Source organism: Acinetobacter sp. V89_4, assembly GCF_029967875.1.
Lineage (GTDB): Bacteria > Pseudomonadota > Gammaproteobacteria > Pseudomonadales > Moraxellaceae > Acinetobacter > Acinetobacter oleivorans.
Map to the genome: position 1 here is coordinate 125,812 of NZ_JASCAI010000017.1, position 19,473 is coordinate 145,284.

General features: G+C 38.6%; 16 protein-coding genes and 1 pseudogene. 7 read left to right on the top strand and 10 right to left on the bottom strand.

Going from position 1 to position 19,473, the window contains the following annotated elements; translation table 11 throughout:
• Window positions 1–29: 29 nt before the first annotated feature.
• Window positions 30–980, bottom strand: coding sequence for a 4-hydroxy-3-methylbut-2-enyl diphosphate reductase (gene ispH / locus QLG01_RS06085; RefSeq protein ID WP_004789786.1), 951 nt, complete (start codon window positions 978–980; stop codon window positions 30–32).
• A 122-nt stretch (window positions 981–1,102) separates the two neighbouring features.
• Here ispH and gmk point away from each other — a divergent pair, with 122 nt between their 5' ends.
• The 7 genes and pseudogenes from gmk to bfr all read left to right on the top strand — a co-directional run bounded on the left by gmk (window position 1,103) and on the right by bfr (window position 6,050).
• Window positions 1,103–1,732 carry a guanylate kinase gene (gene gmk, locus QLG01_RS06090; RefSeq protein WP_004789787.1) on the top strand — a complete coding sequence of 210 codons (630 nt, stop codon included), beginning with the start codon at window positions 1,103–1,105 and terminating at the stop codon, window positions 1,730–1,732.
• 72 nt (window positions 1,733–1,804) lie between these two features.
• On the top strand, window positions 1,805–2,083 hold the full coding sequence (rpoZ, locus tag QLG01_RS06095) for a DNA-directed RNA polymerase subunit omega (RefSeq protein WP_002116990.1): 279 nt from the start codon (window positions 1,805–1,807) through the stop codon (window positions 2,081–2,083).
• Window positions 2,084–2,148: 65 nt separating this feature from the next.
• Window positions 2,149–2,253: pseudogene (locus QLG01_RS06100) on the top strand (hypothetical protein).
• A gap of 39 nt (window positions 2,254–2,292) precedes the next feature.
• Window positions 2,293–4,398 (top strand): HD domain-containing protein, encoded by a 2,106-nt coding sequence (locus tag QLG01_RS06105; RefSeq protein ID WP_005301002.1) that lies wholly within the window; start codon window positions 2,293–2,295, stop codon window positions 4,396–4,398.
• A 144-nt stretch (window positions 4,399–4,542) separates the two neighbouring features.
• Window positions 4,543–4,926: a RidA family protein gene (locus QLG01_RS06110; RefSeq protein ID WP_004789789.1), complete on the top strand. Its 384-nt coding sequence runs from the start codon at window positions 4,543–4,545 to the stop codon at window positions 4,924–4,926.
• Window positions 4,927–5,145: 219 nt separating this feature from the next.
• Window positions 5,146–5,340 carry a bacterioferritin-associated ferredoxin gene (locus QLG01_RS06115; protein WP_004789790.1) on the top strand — a complete coding sequence of 65 codons (195 nt, stop codon included), beginning with the start codon at window positions 5,146–5,148 and terminating at the stop codon, window positions 5,338–5,340.
• 245 nt (window positions 5,341–5,585) lie between these two features.
• On the top strand, window positions 5,586–6,050 hold the full coding sequence (gene bfr, locus QLG01_RS06120) for a bacterioferritin (protein WP_000678123.1): 465 nt from the start codon (window positions 5,586–5,588) through the stop codon (window positions 6,048–6,050).
• A 43-nt stretch (window positions 6,051–6,093) separates the two neighbouring features.
• Here the strand turns inward: bfr and QLG01_RS06125 are convergent, their stop codons facing one another.
• The 9 genes from QLG01_RS06125 to gltB form a co-directional block, all read right to left on the bottom strand.
• Window positions 6,094–7,722, bottom strand: a complete 1,629-nt coding sequence (locus tag QLG01_RS06125) for an O-antigen ligase family protein (protein WP_282496024.1) — start codon at window positions 7,720–7,722, stop codon at window positions 6,094–6,096.
• Between the two features lie 560 nt (window positions 7,723–8,282).
• Window positions 8,283–9,002 (bottom strand): TfpX/TfpZ family type IV pilin accessory protein, encoded by a 720-nt coding sequence (gene tfpZ / locus QLG01_RS06130; protein ID WP_282496025.1) that lies wholly within the window; start codon window positions 9,000–9,002, stop codon window positions 8,283–8,285.
• Window positions 9,003–9,090: 88 nt separating this feature from the next.
• Window positions 9,091–9,570, bottom strand: a complete 480-nt coding sequence (locus QLG01_RS06135) for a pilin (RefSeq protein ID WP_282496026.1) — start codon at window positions 9,568–9,570, stop codon at window positions 9,091–9,093.
• 346 nt (window positions 9,571–9,916) lie between these two features.
• Entirely contained in the window at window positions 9,917–10,477 is a 561-nt protein-coding gene (locus tag QLG01_RS06140) for a TPM domain-containing protein (RefSeq protein WP_282496027.1), read from the bottom strand.
• Window positions 10,471–11,553, bottom strand: a complete 1,083-nt coding sequence (locus tag QLG01_RS06145) for a TPM domain-containing protein (RefSeq protein ID WP_282496028.1) — start codon at window positions 11,551–11,553, stop codon at window positions 10,471–10,473. Before QLG01_RS06145 ends, QLG01_RS06140 begins: the two co-directional genes overlap by 7 nt.
• Before the next feature lie 24 nt (window positions 11,554–11,577).
• Window positions 11,578–12,168, bottom strand: a complete 591-nt coding sequence (locus QLG01_RS06150) for a LemA family protein (protein WP_003653797.1) — start codon at window positions 12,166–12,168, stop codon at window positions 11,578–11,580.
• A gap of 130 nt (window positions 12,169–12,298) precedes the next feature.
• A complete protein-coding gene (locus QLG01_RS06155) occupies window positions 12,299–13,186 on the bottom strand; it encodes a metal-dependent hydrolase (RefSeq protein ID WP_282496029.1) in 888 nt (295 codons plus the stop codon).
• A gap of 180 nt (window positions 13,187–13,366) precedes the next feature.
• Complete coding sequence (locus QLG01_RS06160; RefSeq protein WP_013196701.1) at window positions 13,367–14,788, bottom strand: FAD-dependent oxidoreductase; 1,422 nt, start codon at window positions 14,786–14,788, stop codon at window positions 13,367–13,369.
• Between the two features lie 69 nt (window positions 14,789–14,857).
• A complete protein-coding gene (gene gltB / locus QLG01_RS06165) occupies window positions 14,858–19,333 on the bottom strand; it encodes a glutamate synthase large subunit (protein ID WP_282496030.1) in 4,476 nt (1,491 codons plus the stop codon).
• Window positions 19,334–19,473 lie beyond the last annotated feature (140 nt).

The following is a 19,473-nucleotide window of genomic DNA, read 5'->3' on the forward strand; positions in this document are numbered from 1 at the left end:
TAAAATCAGTATGTTAAACAAGTCACACTTTATGCTTGAGTCACATGAATACGTAATTCTTTAGGAAGACTAAAAGTTATGTTCTCTTCACGTCCATCTAATTCTTTAGGTGCTTGCGCGCCCCAGTCTTGTAAACGTTGAATTACTTGCTTAATTAGAATTTCTGGTGCTGAAGCACCCGCTGTCACACCAATTTTGCAAGTCTCATTGAACCATGACTGTTCTAACTGATCAGCATTATCTACAAGATAAGCTGCCTTTCCCATACGCTCTGCAAGCTCGCGTAAACGATTTGAATTTGATGAATTAGGTGAGCCTACAACCAAAACCACATCACACTGTTCCGCCAAGTCACGTACAGCATCTTGTCTGTTTTGAGTAGCGTAGCAAATATCATCTTTACGCGGCCCCTGAATATGAGGGAATTTTGCACGCAAAGCATCAATAACTTTAGCCGTATCATCAATAGATAAAGTTGTTTGAGTTACAAATGCAAGTTTTTCAGGATGTCTTACAGCAAGCGCAGCAACATCAGCTTCATCTTCAACTAGATAAATGTCACCACCTTTCAATTTATCATATTGACCCATTGTTCCTTCAACTTCTGGGTGTCCTTCATGACCAATTAAAATGGCTTCAGTACCTTCCCGTGCATATTTAGTCACTTCAATATGAACTTTGGTAACTAAAGGACAAGTTGCATCAAATACTTTTAAACCTCGACGCTCTGCTTCTTGTTGAACAGCTTTTGAAACACCGTGAGCACTAAAAATTACAATTGAGTCATCCGGAACCTGATCTAGTTCATCAACAAAAACTGCCCCTCTTTGACGTAAGTCATCAACAACAAATTTATTGTGTACAACCTCATGACGTACATAAATAGGAGGGTTAAAACATTCTAAAGCCCGATTGACGATTGCTATGGCTCGATCAACACCGGCACAAAAACCACGCGGATTAGCTAACACAATTTCCATAACAGCCTCAAAATTAATAAAACAGGGGAATTTCTCTTGAATATTTGCAATTAAAACTATTCAGTTTAAACGCACGGTACACTACAATAGCGAAGATATTTTATCATATCAGGAAAAATATCATGTCGGGTCTATTGTTTGTCGTTTCTGCTGCATCAGGAACGGGCAAAACATCTTTGGTGAAAGCCCTGCTTGACCGTGTGAGCAATTTACATGTTTCAGTCTCACATACTACCCGAGGTCAACGTCCCGGTGAATTAGATGGTGTTCACTATCACTTCACTACAAAAGATGAATTTCTAGACCAAGTCAACCATGACGGTTTTATTGAATACGCTGAAGTATTTGGTAATTACTATGGCACTTCTCAAGCAACTGTAAAACAACAGTTAGCTCAAGGACACGATGTTCTACTTGAAATTGATTGGCAAGGTGCAGAGCAAGTACGCAAACTTTTTCCTGAATCCAAGCAAATATTTATTTTACCACCAACACAGTTTGACCTTCGTCAGCGTTTATCTAATCGCGGTACAGACTCAGTTGAAGTCATTGAACATCGTTTAAGCTGTGCAGTTGAAGATATGCAGCATTATACGAACTTTGATTACATCATTATTAATGATGACTTTAATAAAGCCTTACATGAGATTGAAGCTGTGATTACAGCAAACCGTCTAGTGCTATCTCAGCAAGCGAAACGTTATCAAACATTAATTCAAGACTTGATTACTCCTCAACCAAAACAGGAATAACTTGAGTCTAGATCGAAAGCCTTTTATACTGTTTAGTCTGTTCAAATTCACCATTCCAAAACGAGAACTTTTATGGCACGCGTCACCGTTGAAGATTGTTTAGATCATGTAGACAACCGTTTTGAGCTTGTGCTCGTTGCAAGTAAACGTGCTCGTCAATTGGCACGTCAAGGCATGGAGCCAACTGTAGAATGGGATAACGACAAACCGACTGTAGTTTCTTTGCGCGAAATCGCGGCAGGGCACGTTACGAAAGAAATTCTTAAGCAACGTGAACAAGATTATCAAACTTCTAGTCTTGATCTTGCTCTTTCTACAAACAGCTTGAATTTAGAAGGTTTTTCTTTCTAATTAATTCTGTTTCATAAAAAAACCATCGTTTTTCTGCGGTGGTTTTTTATTTGGCTTTGTCTTGAATTTAAAGATATTGAAAAAAGCAATTATTTTCATTGAAAAAAAAATACACTTTTTCAAATGAAAAAATTGACAAGTTCCGCAATATGCTTTTCATTAAGAAGTAGATAGATTTAGTTTTTCAGTATTAGGAAAAAGGGTGATTTATGCCAGGCGAAGAGGTCAGCCAAGCCAAGCAACAGCTTAAATTGATTATCGACCCTTACTTATCGGTAAGTGAGGTCGAGAAAGTGCTTGCTGCCTGTGATTTTGCCGATCTAGCGCATACTGGCATCACACGTAAAAGTGGTGAACCCTACATTCTGCATCCAATTGCTGTGAGCTGTATTCTTGCGAACATGCGTTTAGATGCTGAAACCTTAATGGCAGCTCTTTTGCATGATGTTATTGAAGATACTCAATATACAAAAGAAGATATTACTGAAAAATTTGGCCTGACAGTTGCCGAGCTAGTTGACGGCGTAACCAAACTTAGCCAGTCAAGCGATAAAGAATATAATAAGGCCGCCTCATTCCGAAAAATCTTGCAAGCGACCCTACAGGACCCACGTGTCATTATTATTAAATTAGCTGACCGCTATCATAATATGACAACTCTAGGTGCTTTGCGTCCAGATAAACGCGCTCGTATTGCTCAAGAAACTCTTGATATCTTTGTGCCAATGGCAAGATTAGTCGGCATGAATGAAATGGGCGATAATCTAGAAAATCTTTGTTATCAAAATCTTGATCTTGATATGTTTGATAACGTGCAAAACGCACTACGTCTAACCAAACCAGAGCGATGTAAATATCAAAGCATCTGGGAACAAAACCTCGCTGAACTTCTTCATAATTATCATATTCAAGGCCGCATTAAAAAGAAAAACAACAATATCGAATTATTACGCCATTTCGTTAAAAATGAGATGGATTTACAAGAGCTTACCCACAGCCATGCTTTTGAAATCGTTTTACAATCAATTGCCGACTGTGACCGCCTAGTTGATGCTTTAAGAGAAAACTTTCAGGTCATCCAATATCAGGACCATATCCGTCGTCCGCTACCGGGTGGCAACCAATCTTTACTGATTAAACTTAAAGGCGAAAAAACTACACTCTCTCTTACCATTCAAACCGAGCTTATGCGTAAAGCTGCCCGTTTTGGGGTAGTGCTTGGTGAAAATGCACCGCAAACTTGTCGTTCAGCTATTCAGGCTTCAATGCAAAATCTGAATACGCTCATCGATGGAGAATGTGCAAAAACGACCTTCAATGATTTATTAGATTACTTACACCAAGAAAAAATTTGGGTTTACACTCCACATGGTCAGCTCCACGAATTACCACAAGGTGCTACCGTAGTTGATTTTGCTTATTCAGCCAGTTTATTTTTAGGTAACCATGCCGTTGGTGCAAAAGTAGATGGCGAGATTAAACCACTATCGACACCATTAATCAGTGGTCAGGTTATTGAAGTTATTACGGATGTTTTAGCAACCCCAAATCCAGACTGGTTAAGTTTTATTAATACGCAAAAAGCTCGCCGTGCATTACAACACGTCCTTAAAGATCAAGACATTGAAGAACAACGTTTAGTCGGTGCACAAGCACTTTCTCGAGCACTAAAACTCTTTAACCGTTCGATTAACGATCTCTCTGAAGCCGACTGGTTAGATTTACTTCAATGGCGCCACATCGATAATAAAAATACATTGTTTGAACAAATTGCAGTTGGCGACCTACTACCTCAACTTGTAGCTAATCACTTATTTGCTCATGACAAGCATCCACAAGTGGAAAATTCAGATCGACTCATTCAAAGTACTGAAGGTATCGACGTTAAATATGCGCATTGCTGTAATCCAGTTTTGGGTGACCCAATTCAAGGGCATTTAACACGTCGTGGGTTAATTGTGCATCGTATCCGTTGCCATAATTTGCTACATGAACAACATCTACATCCTGAAAATATCATGCCGCTTCAATGGAAAGCAGATGATGTAGACGATGTTCGTTTTACAGCCTACCTCGCTATAGAAATGGCAATGAATGATGAGCAGGTATCTGACCTGATCTATCAATGTCGTAAAAATAATGCAGGGGTAGAAATGGTTCACTCAAATGAGCAAAGAACTTTTGTTAATATTGTGGTGAATAACCGTAAACATATTGCAAAAGTCATCCGTGACTTACGTATGCATTATGGTTTTCCACGTATTGAACGTTTAGATGCGCCTAATCCACAGATGGAAATTTCAAAAGTAAGCTAAGTCTTTACAAGGGCTATTGGTCAGATTTATGTTTCTTTAACAAAATCAAACTTTCCAAATCCACTTAATCAATTAAATCGATGATACTTTTGTCCAAAGCGATCATCGATTATGATGAAATGAGATTTAATCAAGGAGAACCAAATGTCCCGCCAAGTAATTCATACTGAAAATGCCCCTGCTGCTATCGGCACATACTCTCAAGCCATTTTAGTAGATAATACATTATATCTTTCAGGGCAAATTGGTTTAGACCCATACAGTATGGAACTTGTAGAAGGTATTGAAGCTCAAATTCGCCGTGTATTTGATAATTTAAAAGCAGTTTGTGAAGCTGCCGGCGGTTCTCTAGCAGACATTGCCAAGCTCAATATTTTTCTAACTGATTTATCAAACTTCCAACTTGTAAACCAAATTATGGGTGAATATTTTGCGCAACCCTATCCTGCACGCGCAGCTCTTGGTGTAGCAAGTTTACCAAAAGGTGCTTTAGTTGAAATGGATGGTATTGTAGTTATTAATCAATAAGATATAAAAATATATTGAATATTTTCTGTTAAATTCTTAACTCTAAATCATGAACCACCTTTGTATAAAATCTGACCATAACTCAGATTTCCACTCAGGTGGCTTTTTTTTATCCAAATTCCCAATAATAATAAATGAGATTTTAAATGAATTTCATTGACAAACGATAATAATTATCAATAATATCAATTATCGCATTTATATTTGGGGATCACTCCCATGTACGTTTGCTTGTGTCGTGGCATTACCGATCAAGATATTAAAGACGCTGTTGAAAATGGCGCAGAAAGCTATCGCGAAATTCGTGATTTGCTTGATCTTGGTACTTGCTGTGGACGCTGTGCACCAGAAGCACGTGCTATTATTAATGAAGAATTAGCAGAAATCGCTGCTCGTATTTCTGTAGCTGCCTAAAAGATTTATAAAAATTTAATAGTATTTATTAGCTCCTCCACCGCTTTTTGCGGAACGTTAATAGTTCCTCATTCAAGCGGTTTTTTTTGGTTGGAAACTCTCCTTTCCTAATATTGTGTTGTTTTTGATTGCGATTTTCATTTGCTGTTCTATAAATTACTCGCCATATCAGTGTTTGTTCACTAGAATGGTTTTATAGATTGCCTTAATTGAATTAAGGCAGAAATTGTTTTGGAGTAGCTACAATGAAAGGCAATCGTGATGTCATTAATCAGCTCAACCAAGTGCTGTATCATCATTTAACTGCAATTAATCAATACTTTTTGCATTCACGCATGTTTAATGATTGGGGAATTGAGCAGCTTGGCTCTGCTGAATATAAAGAATCCATTCGTCAAATGAAGCATGCAGACAAAATTATTGAACGTATTTTATTCTTGGAAGGTCTACCTAATCTTCAGCACCTAGGCAAACTTTATATTGGTCAACATACAGAAGAAGTTCTGCAATGTGACATTCGTAAAGTGAAAGAAAATATAGAAGCGATTCAAAAAGCAGTTGCACTCGCTGAAACAGAACAAGACTATGTGACTCGTGATCTTGTTCAAGAAATTTTAGAAAAAGAAGAAGAATATTGGGACTGGTTAGATACCCAAATTGACCTTATTGGCAGCGTTGGTATTGAAAATTACATCCAGAGTCAGATGTAATTTCTCATGAAAAAATCCCCTTGAATATAAGGGGATTTTTTTATTACTTTTCTTTTAATAACTCTGGTAGCGTTATTTTTTGCTTATAGAGATGCTTTAAAATTAATAATTGCTGTTCTGCTTGCTCTGGTTTTCCATTATAAGCCAGCAATTTTGCATTTTTACGTAAATTATATGGAGTTGCTTTATTCTTTACCGAGTTTCCCCACTGGACTAGATCAGCTTCAGATAATTTAGTTTTTGGATTAAGTTCAATCCATTTTAAACGCTCGTCAAACTGCGTTAAAACAAAAATTTTACTGCTTCCCATGAACTCTGCATTTGGTTTTTTATTCTTATACAGTAAATTACTATTTAGAACATACACATTGTAATCACGTAAAATCGCAATAATAAGCAGTAAACTGCCTACCCATATTAAGCGAAAAAGTTGCTTATTCAGTACAACTCCCTTGAGTACTGGAATCTGCGCCTGAACAATACCGAGCAAGAAACCACAAGTAAGCAAGAAATAAGCATAGCGCTGTGGGAACTCGAACATGGCATGAATAAACACCGCACACACCATCATAATCGCTATAATTGAGATGGTTTCTTTAGCCTGTTGATTTAACCAAAGGAACCAACACGCAAAGTAAGCAATAATTACAGCTGCTAATGGAATACCATTCCAAACAATTAAATCAAACAGTACATTATGAGCACTATTAAACCATACATGTACAGTTCCATATTGAATACTATCTACTACAGCAATACTAGTTTGACTCCATCCATACCCTGCCCATGGCTGCTGTGCTATGGCATGTAATATTTGTATCCACATGCCTACACGCTCATGCCCCGAACCTGCACGAGCAACCAATGTACTTGTTTCAGTAATCTGTGTATTTGTAGAGAACTCAATGAATTGAGTAATATAAGGTAAGATGAATCCAGCAATTAAGAAAAATGTTAAGCACCACAAGAAGCCTTGAACAAATCCAAATCTTTTTTGCTTTCTAAACTGCTTGATCGCCCAATAGATAAGTAAAAATGGAAAAACTATCCATGAAGTTCTTGATTGACTCAATGCAACTGTAAATAAAATAATGAGTGTTGAAGGTAGTAACAACCAGATTGTTACTTTATTCTTTTCATATAAATACAAACATCCTAATAATCCAATAATTAAAAAGGTTGCCATATTATTAGGTTGGCCAAAATTACCGTAAGGACGATTACCCAGCAACTTAAGTACATACGGAATATGAGACTCGATATTCAACCATTGGCAAATTGCAATGAAACTAGTAATAAGCGATACAATAATTACAAGTAGGCTAAAACCAGAAAAGATTTGATCTCGCTTTTGTTGATCTAAAGACAGGTTATAACCAGCCAAGATCATAAACCAAAAACCTAACAAGTAAAATGAACTCAATAAGGCTGTGCTCAGATCAAAAACTAAACCAAAACCCCACTGCACTACCGGAATTAAAGTAAATGGCAGCAACAATAGTTGCGCTCTAGGAATTTTAATATTTTGCTGAATTAGAGCGGCTAATACGCATAATCCAGCTCCAAAAGTACTCACTTCACTCGAAAACATAACCCAAGGGCTATAGTGAAATGGAGACAACCATGCAAAACCTAACAGGATTGCAGCGAAGAATAGGAAGAATACTTGCATAGTAAAGGTTAGAGGCTAAAACTTGAAAGAATTATACATGGAAGAGAGTAGGAAGAATTTGCTTCCATTTATATCTTTCCGTTCCATTTAGAAACTTGTTCATATCACAATAAACTTAAAAATTTTTTACTATTGTATTTATTTTATAAAACTTCGATACATCCAATTTGGATTAGCACCTATGTTCTAAAAGATACAAAAGAAAATATCTAATAATCAATAAAAACACAGTCAATTGAGTGCATTTTTTGAACAGCAATTTATGACGCAGCACTTAATGTTGTAACAACACTATATGACTTCGCAGCATATTTTCCATCAACAGTTGTTTCACAAGTCCATGTACCATCTTCTGCATGGTGTAATTAAACTTTTTTACCTTTGATACCTGATTTACCAGTGTCACATTGCATTAAGCCTTAAATGCCCTCCATCCGAATTTTCCAGAGAACTTTAAAATACAAAAAATCAGTTTTCACATAAGAATATGATTTTAGATTGGTTATGGTTAACCAATCTAAAATCATTAACTAAAATTTAATTATTATCTAGAGCCATTTCTAAAATTTTAAATCTACTGTTGCTATAATCTGAGCCTTATCAATATTCATTAATACCACCATATTCTGTGTTGTAGCCCGTAAAGGAAGCCACCCTTGAACGTTGGGGTATTTTACAAGTAAATCATTAATTTCTTTCTTTTGGTTTTTTTTATATAATTCATTAATATTATGAATATTTTTTTTAATATTTACATGTTCATCTTTAAGTAAAATATATTTTTCAGGTTGTTGAATAAATGAAATAGCTTTAGCCTTTTCTTTATTTACCTTCATTTCATTAAGATTCATTGTTTTGACTGCAGCAATTTCAGGTCCAAACATAGGTATTTTTTGAAACTTAGGGAGTGCCTTCCCCATATCATCCTTAATAATTTCAACTCTTTGAACCAAATCAATATTACCTTGATTATATACAAGCCAAACAGGTCTACCTTGCGATAAGTTATAAAAACCAAATAAAAATGCGATAATTTGGAAAAAAATTATCACTGATAAATCAAATCTCAATGTTTTTTTTTCAACTTTATAAATAATAAAACATAAGATCGGCCCAATAATTAAATCTATTATCACTATCATTATTACAATATTAGTAACACCTAAAGCCTGAGCTAATGGATAGGGATACCATACCTTAAAAACCCAAAAAAGTAATAATAGAGCACTAAACAAAGAACAAGAAAAATGAACCAAAAAAAATTTTAATCGACTAGACATATAAACCTTAAATATTTCATGATTTAAAATTGAGGCTATAAAAACAAAACCAGCTTAATAGCTGGTTTTGTTTATTTCTAGTTCCAAATTATGGACAAGATGCTGGACGATATTTTGATAAAACAGTTGTAGCACAAGACCATGTACCATCAACCGCACGGGTCCAAGTTAGAGTGTTTTGGCCTGCTGTCTGTAAATCACCCGCTGCACCGTTACCAAATGTAGCAACAATTGTGTTAGCAGCTGCAGTAACTAATGGTGAAGTAACCTGCGCTACACCTGTACCTGCAGCAACTGCTGTAGAACCATCCTGTTTATCACCGGTCTGAAGGTTAGAACCAGTTGCATCCAATTGACACTGATTACCAGCCTGACCAAGTGTTAACTTGCCATTCAACAAACAGTTATCAACTGCTGTTTTCATGTTACCTGCTTCACCCATAACACGTGTTACTTGTGAACGTGCAATATAATTTTGATAAGAAGGAATCGCAATCGCTGCCAAAATACCAATAATCGCAACCACGATCATAAGTTCAATTAATGTAAAACCTTTTTGTGCATTCATAGCCTTTTCCCCAAAGATTGTATGTATGTTTTTATATAAGCCTTTTCAGCTATCAACTATATAGCAGCAACCATGCCAACTTTTATTTTACTTATAAAACAAAAACTTATATTAATTTTAAAATTTACTTAATCTAAAATCACTGTAAATAACTGACAAAAATCGTCACATAACTTTTGGTTATAACAGATCACACATCAAAAAAAGTAAACAAAATTTATCAAACTTTATATTTATTTTGTGAACAAATCCTCTTTAAAAATAAATAAATAGGTGACATTTTTTGTCAATCCCCTTAAGAAATAAAATTTTAAAATTATGAGATATAGAACTTTTAGAAAATAACTTAATTAATAATAATTGGAGCATTTCCCAATTCATTGGATTGATCTGGCATGTTTTCATCATAAAAATGTGACAATACATCTCCAATTTGCTGCACACCCATCACGACAGCTTGTTGATATTTTTTCTGTTTAAGCTGTTGAACGATAGACTCACAAATCTGCTGCCAGACCTGATCGCTAGTCGCATTTCTAATACCACGGTCAAATATAACTTCTACAGTACGTTCACATAAATTTAGGTATAACAATACACCGCTATTTAATGCAGTATCCCAAACGCCCAATTCTGCAAATAACTGCTGTGCTCTTAATCGTGTATTTTGTCTATAAGCTTGTGAACAGGGAATATGGCCTTCAATTACAACCTGTATCTCGCCAACATGCCCATGTTCTGCTCGCTGTACAGCATCGGCAATAATTTGCTTATCTTGTTTTGAAAAGTAACGGCTACTGGCTGGGAAATAACATAAATGTTTAAACCAACGTTTTAGGCTTGGCTCTACAGATTCCTCAATTTTGGGCTGAGTAATAATTTGTGTTGTTTCTGATGTTGTTACCATGAGCCTGAAGCACCTCCACCGCCAAAACGACCTCCACCACCACCATAGCCTCCGCCACCACCACCGAAGCCTCCTCCACGGCCACCGCCGCCAGAACCACTCAGAATGGCCTGTAAAATAAGTTGGGCAATAGAAGTAATGAGTAAAAAGAAGATTCCAAAACCAAGTAATAAGCTAGTCACTAGACCTGCGCCATTTACAAAACCTGCTACCGCAGCAGCAACACCAGCAGTAGATGCGCTAAGAGGTCGTCCTACAATAAATGAACCCACAATTCCAGCAACAAGAATAAATAAAGCCATTGTCAGCGTTGTTTGTTTGGCTTGTTGCTCTTCCGCAGCTTGATGTTGGCGTTCTTTTAAATCTTGAGCAGCTTGCTGAGCGACTTCTGGGTCAAGATTTAGAATCCTTCCAATTTCATCAAGACCTGCATTTAAACCTTGTGCATATTGGGCTTGTTTAAAATAAGGTGTAATTTGGTTTCGAATAATCCGACTTGCCACAATATCAGGCAATACGCCTTCTAAGCCGTATCCAGTTAAAATTTGTATACGGCGATCATTTACCGCAACTGCAATGAGTAATCCGTTGTCACGTTTAGATGATCCTAATTGCCACTGCTCACCCACTCGTAATGCATAATCAAAAATATCTTCTTGACCCGTAGTTGGGACAATAACGACACCAATTTGCGCTTTGCCTTGTTGGTATAAACTTAGAATTTTTTGCTCGAGCTGCTGTTTCTCAGCCGCACTTAAAATGTTAGCTTGATCAATAACAGGCTGATTTAAAGTTGGCAAACCACGAATTGACTCACCGTCTGCCATATCGTTAGAGACTTTAGGCGAGGCAGCAACACTTGAAGCAGCTTGTTCACTCGATTTAGACGCAGTGGCTTGATTTTGCTGTTTTTGAATGATTTTGCCCACTACTACTGCATCGGTCTCATCAGTAGCAGTTGCAATATTACTTTCACTCCATGCCGTATTCTGAAAAAGAACACCACAACAGAGCAAAATTAAGGTCGCAATAAAGACCTTAATTTGCTTAGACTGAAGCAATATAATATTTCTCATACAGCACTCCTTTGATTTATTAAATTAATCAAAAGAAACTTTTGGAGCCTGTTGTGCAGAAGCTTCTGCAGAGAAATTGGCTTTAGGATGCATACCAATTACTTTTGCGGTCACTGCTTGCGGGAACTGGCGTACATATCCGTTGTAATCTTGCACTGTTGTAATATAACGATTACGTGCAACTGCGATACGGTTTTCTGTGCCCTCAAGCTGAACTTGTAATTCTTGGAATTGAGTATTGGCTTTCAAATCCGGGTAGTTTTCAGACACAGCAATCAGTCGAGATAATGCCCCTGTTAATTGACTTTGAGCCTGTTGATATTTTTCAAGTAAAGCTGGGTCTTCTAAAACTTCTTTATCAACTTTTAAACCCGCAACATTCGAGCGAGCCTGTGTCACTTCAGTTAATACTTGCTCTTCATGTTTAGCATAACCTTTTACCACATTGACAAGGTTTGGCACCAAATCTGATCGACGTTGATATTGGTTTTGTACTTCAGACCACGCTGCTGTCACAGCCTCATCTTTTACTTGTAGAGTATTATAGCCACATCCCGAAAACAGTAAGGTGCTGGCAAGTGTTGTTGCGATCGCTAATTGTTTCAACGTTTTCATCGTCACATTATCCTCAAGTTTTTCTTTATATTTTTGACCTCTTTACCCGATTGTATGATGAATTTGGCATTATTGTGTTGCTTTTATTTTATTGATTTTTAAAAACCGGATTTTTAAATCCGGTTTTCTATTAACTTAATCTTTGATCTTTTTCTTGTTGAAAACTTGCCATTTGATATTCTTCTGCTAAAGAACTTTTCCAGTAATCGACCATCTTGTCGTAATCTTTTTGACTAGGATGAAAATCTTTTTTGTAATATGCGAAATATTCAGGCATCAATTGGACAAGCATCTTTATCAGCAAATATGCCCCAAACAAATTACCTCCGATTTTAGGTAAGCTATTCCATTTATCTTGCCAAAATAAACGAGTTGTCCCATAAAAAGCCAGACTCGCAAACCCAGTAGTGACGCTACGCATGAGTAAGCGACGAATACGGTCATCTCCATATACATGTTGATAGACATCGAAAGCGACTGAGCGATGTTCAATTTCTTCAATCGCATGCCATACCCAAAGTTTTAACGCATCTTGATCTAATGTTTTTAATAACTCTGGATGTTGTAAAACATATGCTCCAAGAAGAGCTGTAAAATGTTCAAAAGCACAGGTAAGTGCTAATTGCAGCTTAGGTGGAATCGTTCTTAAATATTTATCCCGATCATTCAACCAATTTTGAAAACTGTCCAGATTATAATCATCACGGCGCCAAGCTTCATTAAACTCGCCATGCGCTTTTGAATGCATAGCCTCCTGTCCAATGAAAGCTGCAATTTGCGCTTGTAATTGAGGGTCTGAGACTTTATCACGTACATTACGTACGCTATTTACAAAAAATTGCTCACCCACCGGAAACGTTGATGAGAGTGCAGTTAAAAAATGAGACATGAGGGGTGAATTTGCAAAATAGTGCCGCTTGATCGCCTTTGGATTAAATTCAAGACGACGCACTGTAATACCCAACGCTTTTCGACGATTTAAATATGATTTTTCTGCCGTCATACCTGCGATGTTCATACTCAACACCTATTGTATTGAAGAAGGAACTTTTGAGTATGTCGTGAGCTTAAAAAGCTAAAAAGGGCAAAAAAGCTTATTATATTTGCCAAAAACATCAAAGTGACTAATGGTAGACAATAAAAAAAAGCCTACTTGAAGTAGGCTTTTTTTTATTGAGTGTTTTAACAAATTAATTTATTAAACACCAAGGTAATCCAAAATGCCTTCAGCAGCTTGACGGCCTTCCCAAATCGCAGTCACAACTAGGTCTGAGCCACGCACCATATCACCACCAGCAAAGATTTTCGGGTTTGATGTCTGGAATTTGAATTCTTGTTTTTCAGCTGCGACAACACGACCTGAACCATCAAGACTAATATTCGCGTTACCAAACCAATCCGCTGGGCTTGGGCGGAAACCAAATGCAAGTAAAACAGCATCAGCTGGTAATACTTCTTCAGAACCTGGAACAGGTTCAGGACTACGACGGCCACGACTATCTGGTTCACCCATTTGGGTCGTTACTACTTTTACGCCTGTCACTTTGCCATTTTCACCAACGATTTCGATCGGTTGACGATTGAATAGGAATTTTACACCCTCTTCATAGGCATTTTTTACTTCACGTGCAGAACCCGGCATGTTGCTTTCATCACGACGGTATGCACACGTTACATCATGAGCGCCTTGACGTAATGAAGTACGGTTACAGTCCATCGCTGTATCACCACCACCAAGTACAATCACCTTTTTACCATCTAAACTGATGTACTCACTTGGATCTTTTTCCCAACCTTGGCAGCGGTTCACATTAGAGATTAGGAAATCAAGAGCATCATAAACGCCATTAAGATCTTCACCCGGGAAACCACCCTTCATGTAGGTATAAGTTCCCATACCCATGAACACCGCATCATATTCTGCAAGTAACTCATCAATGGTTACATCTGTGCCAATTTCAGTATTTAAACGGAATTCGATGCCCATACCTGTGAAAATTTCACGGCGGCGTTTCATCACATCTTTTTCCATTTTAAATTCTGGAATACCAAATGTAAGTAAGCCACCAATTTCAGGACGCTTGTCGAATACAACTGGTTTAACACCACCGCGAGCTAGAATATCTGCACAGCCTAAACCAGCAGGGCCCGCACCAATAATAGCAACTTTTTTGTCAGTCCATTTTACGCCTGACATATCTGGACGCCAGCCCAAAGCAAAGGCTGTATCGTTGATATATTTTTCAGCATTACCAATGGTTACTGCACCAAAACCATCATTTAAGGTACAAGCACCTTCACATAAACGGTCTTGTGGGCATACGCGACCACATACCTCAGGTAGTGTATTCGTTTGATGACAAAGCTCAGCAGCTTGGAAAATTTGGCCTTCAGCGATGAGTTTTAACCAATTTGGAATGTAGTTATGTACAGGACATTTCCATTCGCAATATGGGTTACCACAACCTAAACAACGGTGAGTCTGATTAGTAACTGTTTCCGATGTAAAAGGTTTATAAATTTCCACAAATTCTGCTTTGCGGACAGTAATATCTTTTTTCTCTGGATCTTGGCGTGCTACATCCAGAAATTGAAAGTCATTATTTAGGCGTTCTGCCATGTCTCTCTCCGTGGGTAGGCGCGGTTTTCACTGTTGTCCGCACCTGCCTATGTCGTTGCAGTCGTGGAATTATTGTGGATCAGCTTGTGTTGTTTTCAAAAGCGTTTGTAAATTAGCAGCCTTTGGTTTCACAAGCCAGAATTTACGGCTGTAGAAATCGAACTCATTGCGGATTTTATAAGCCCAGGCACTACCTGTTTCTTTAATATGCTCATCGATAATACGCAACAAGAACTCTTTATGATCTTCCATAGATTCTGTTGAAATACGATTTAAATCAATCAATTCGTGGTTGTAGTAATCTACGAAGTCATTGTCCAGGTCAAGTACATAAGCAAAACCACCAGTCATGCCCGCGCCAAAGTTATGGCCTACTTTACCAAGTACAGTCACAACACCACCTGTCATATATTCACAGCAGTGATCGCCAGCACCTTCAATTACAGCAAATGCACCAGAGTTACGAACTGCAAAACGCTCACCCGCTGTACCCGCTGCAAAAAGCTTACCGCCAGTTGCGCCATACAAACAGGTATTACCAATAATTGCTGTGTTTTGGGTTTGGAAAGGTGAACCTTTTGGTGGGAAAATTGAGATACGACCACCTGCCATACCTTTACCCACATAGTCGTTTGCATCACCTTCAAGACGGATGTGTAAACCACCCGCGTTCCATACACCAAGTGACTGACCAGCTGTACCAGTTAAGTTCATCACTACTGGATGTACTTCCATACCTAGGTTGCCATAGCGACGAGCAATTTCACCAGACACACGAGCACCGATCGAGCGGTCACAGTTCACAACATTGAAGTTGAACTGACCACCTGCACTTGATTCAATTGCAGGAAGCATTTCAGCAACCATTTTCTCAGCTAACACACCTTTATCAAATGGTGCATTCCCCTGTACTTCACAGTACTGTGCTTTACCGTCAGCAGATGGATGAGAAGTTAACAATGCACTTAAATCAAGATGAGCATGTTTTTCAGTTTCACCCGGTAATACTTCGAGTAAATCAACACGGCCGATTAAGTCTTTCAATGAAGACACACCTAATGCTGCCAACCATTCACGTGTTTCTTCCGCAATAAAGTGGAAGAAATTGATGAGCATTTCTGGTTCGCCAATGTAGTGCTCTTGACGTAAGTGATCTTGTTGTGTTGCAACACCAGTCGCACAGTTGTTTAGGTGGCAAATACGTAGATATTTACAACCTAGTGCAATCATTGGTGTTGAACCGAAACCAAAACTCTCAGCACCTAAAATTGCTGCCTTGATCACATCAAGACCAGTTTTTAAGCCACCATCAGTTTGTACACGTACTTTGCCACGTAAGTCATTTACACGAAGAGCTTGATGCGCCTCACTTAAACCCAACTCCCATGGAGAACCCGCATGGTGAATAGATGAAAGTGGAGATGCAGCAGTACCACCGTCATAACCAGAAATGGTAATGAAGTCTGCATATGCCTTCGCAACACCAGCTGCAATTGTTCCTACACCCGGCTCAGATACCAGTTTTACTGAAACCATTGCTTGAGGGTTAACTTGTTTCAAGTCAAAAATTAACTGAGACAAATCTTCAATTGAGTAAATATCGTGGTGCGGTGGAGGTGAAATCAGTGTTACACCCGGCACTGAGTAACGTAAACGTGCAATTAAACCATTTACTTTACCGCCTGGTAACTGACCGCCTTCACCTGGTTTTGCACCTTGAGCAACTTTAATTTGCAATACTTCAGCAGAAGTTAGATACGCAGGCGTTACACCAAAACGACCAGATGCGATCTGTTTGATTTTCGAGTTACGAATTGTGCCGTAGCGAACAGGATCTTCACCACCTTCACCAGAGTTTGAACGACCACCAATCGTGTTCATCGCAATTGCAATTGCTTCATGCGCTTCTGGAGAAAGAGCACCTAAAGACATCCCTGCAGAGTCAAAACGAGGCAAGATCTCTTCAACTGATTCAACTTGCTCAACTGGAATCGAGTTCGTCGTTTTTAACTTAAATAAGTCACGAATAGTCGCTACTGGACGGTTATTCACCAGCTCAGCATATTCTTTAAAGTGTTCGTATTTACCAGAGCGAACCGCTTTGTGTAATGAGTTAATCACATCTGGGTTAAACGCGTGATACTCTTTATCAAATACGAATTTAAGCAGGCCACCTTGATCAATTGGTTTACGATTTGACCATGCTGTAGCAGCTAATTTTTTCTGGTCTTTTTCAAGATCAGCAAATGTTGCACCCTGAATACGACTTGGAACACCCAAGAAGCACTGATCTACAACTTCAGATGACAAACCTACTGCTTCAAATAGCTGACCACCACGATACGAAGCAACGGTAGAGATACCCATTTTTGAAAGAACTTTTAATAAGCCTTTCTCAATACCTTTACGGAAGTTCGCTTGAGCATGGATTGGATCACCTAAAAGCTCGCCTTTCGCAATCAAATCATTAATTACGTCATATGCAAGGTATGGGTAAACAGCGGTTGCACCGAAACCTAGTAATACCGCAAATTGATGCGGATCACGTGCAAAACCAGTTTCAACCATGATGTTTGCATCAGTACGTAAACCAGTTTTAATGAGGTAATGATGTACTGCACCTGTTGCAAGCGCTGCGTTTGCAGGCAAGAAACCTTGGCAAATATTTTTATCAGTTAAAACAATTAAAGTTTTACCATCACGAACCGCTTGCGCCGCTTCTTCACAGATACGTGTAATTGCAGCTTGCAAACCTTCTTCTTCAGCATAGTTCAAATTGATGTCAACAGACGCATAGCCTGTACGATCGATACTACGGATTTGCTGCATTTTTGAGTTAGACAGAACAGGGCTCGAAATAATGATTCGATCTGCGTGCTCTGGACCTTGCTCAAAGACATTCTGTTCACGACCTAAACAAGTTTCGAGCGACATTACAATCGATTCACGTAGCGGATCAATTGGCGGGTTTGTCACTTGCGCAAATTGTTGACGGAAATAATCAGTTACATGGCGTACTTGACGAGATAATACAGCCATTGGCGTATCATCACCCATAGAACCTACAGCTTCCTGACCACTTTCAGCAATAGGACGCAACAACTGGTCGCGCTCTTCAAATGTCACCATAAACATTTTTTGAGCTGCTTTTAAAGCATCACCAGTTAAACCTTGATCAACTAATTGTTCTTCAAGTTCAGGGTTAGCATTGAGGCGAATTGCATGATCACGTAACCACTCACGGTACGGACGCATGTTTTTCAAATGAGTACTAACATCTTTAGTATCAAGTACTTTACCTGTTAAAGTATCAACTACTAAAATTTGACCAGGGCCTACGCGACCTTTAGAAATAACATCTTCAGGCTCATAACCCCACACACCAATTTCAGATGCCAAGGTAATGTAATCATTTTTGGTAATAACCCAACGTGCAGGGCGTAAACCATTACGGTCAAGCATACAAATAGCATGACGACCATCTTGAATTACTAAACCTGCTGGACCATCCCAAGCTTCCATATGCTTAGAGTTGAACTCATAGAATGCACGTAAGTCTGCATCCAAAGTTTCAACGTTCTGCCACGCTGGTGGCACGAGCATACGCAATGCACGGAATAAATCCATACCGCCACCAACCAAGATTTCAAGCATGTTATCTAAGCTTGAAGAGTCTGAACCAGTACGGTTCACAATTGGGTTAAGCTCAGTTAGGCCTGGTAACAATGGGTTTTCAAATTTAGGCGTACGTGCCAATGCCCAGTTACGGTTTGCTGTAATAGTGTTGATTTCACCATTATGCGCAAGGTAACGGAATGGCTGCGCCAAAGGCCAACGCGGTAAAGTGTTGGTCGAGAAACGTTGGTGGAACACCACGATATGTGATTTTAAACGTTCGTCTGCCAAATCTGTATAGAACTCAGCAATTGCAGCCGGCATCATCAAGCCTTTATAGCTGATCACTGTCGAACAAAGCGTAGTCACATAGAATGAAGGATCATTTTGTAATTGTTGTTCTGCACGACGACGCGCCAAAAATAGTTTACGGTTAAACTCAACTTCAGTTACACCCATTGGACAGTTCACAATGACCTGTTCAAAAGCAGGTAAAGACTGAAGTGCAATTTCACCTAGTGCATCGTTATTTGTAGGGACAACACGCCAAGCCAATACGCGTAAGCCATCAGCCTCAATTTCTTTAGTTAAAATATTTTTAGAGTGCTGTGCTAATGCCGGATCGACATTTAAAAATACCGTTCCTACAGCAAAAACTTCGCTAAGTGTAATATCGCTTAGTTTTTTTGCTTCATCACGGAAAAATTGCTTTGGCATCGCCAATAATAAGCCGCAACCATCTCCCGTCTTGCCATCTGCGGCAATACCACCACGGTGCGTCATGCAACTTAAACTGTGAATCGCGGTTTCTACAAGATGATGACTTGATTCACCCTTCATATGGGCAATCAGTCCAAAACCACAGTTATCCTTAAACTCATCAGGTTGATATAAACCTTGAGCGGGAGCTACAGTATTAGGCGATGGCATGTGCATAGCGTACCCTTCTTTCAATAAGGCTCTTTCGAGCGTCAAACAAACAACTTATTTCTGCGATATTGCCTACGGACGATAGTTAGCTCAATGTTTCGCAAAAAAAAATTTTGGGCTGATAAGCCAATATACGCTGT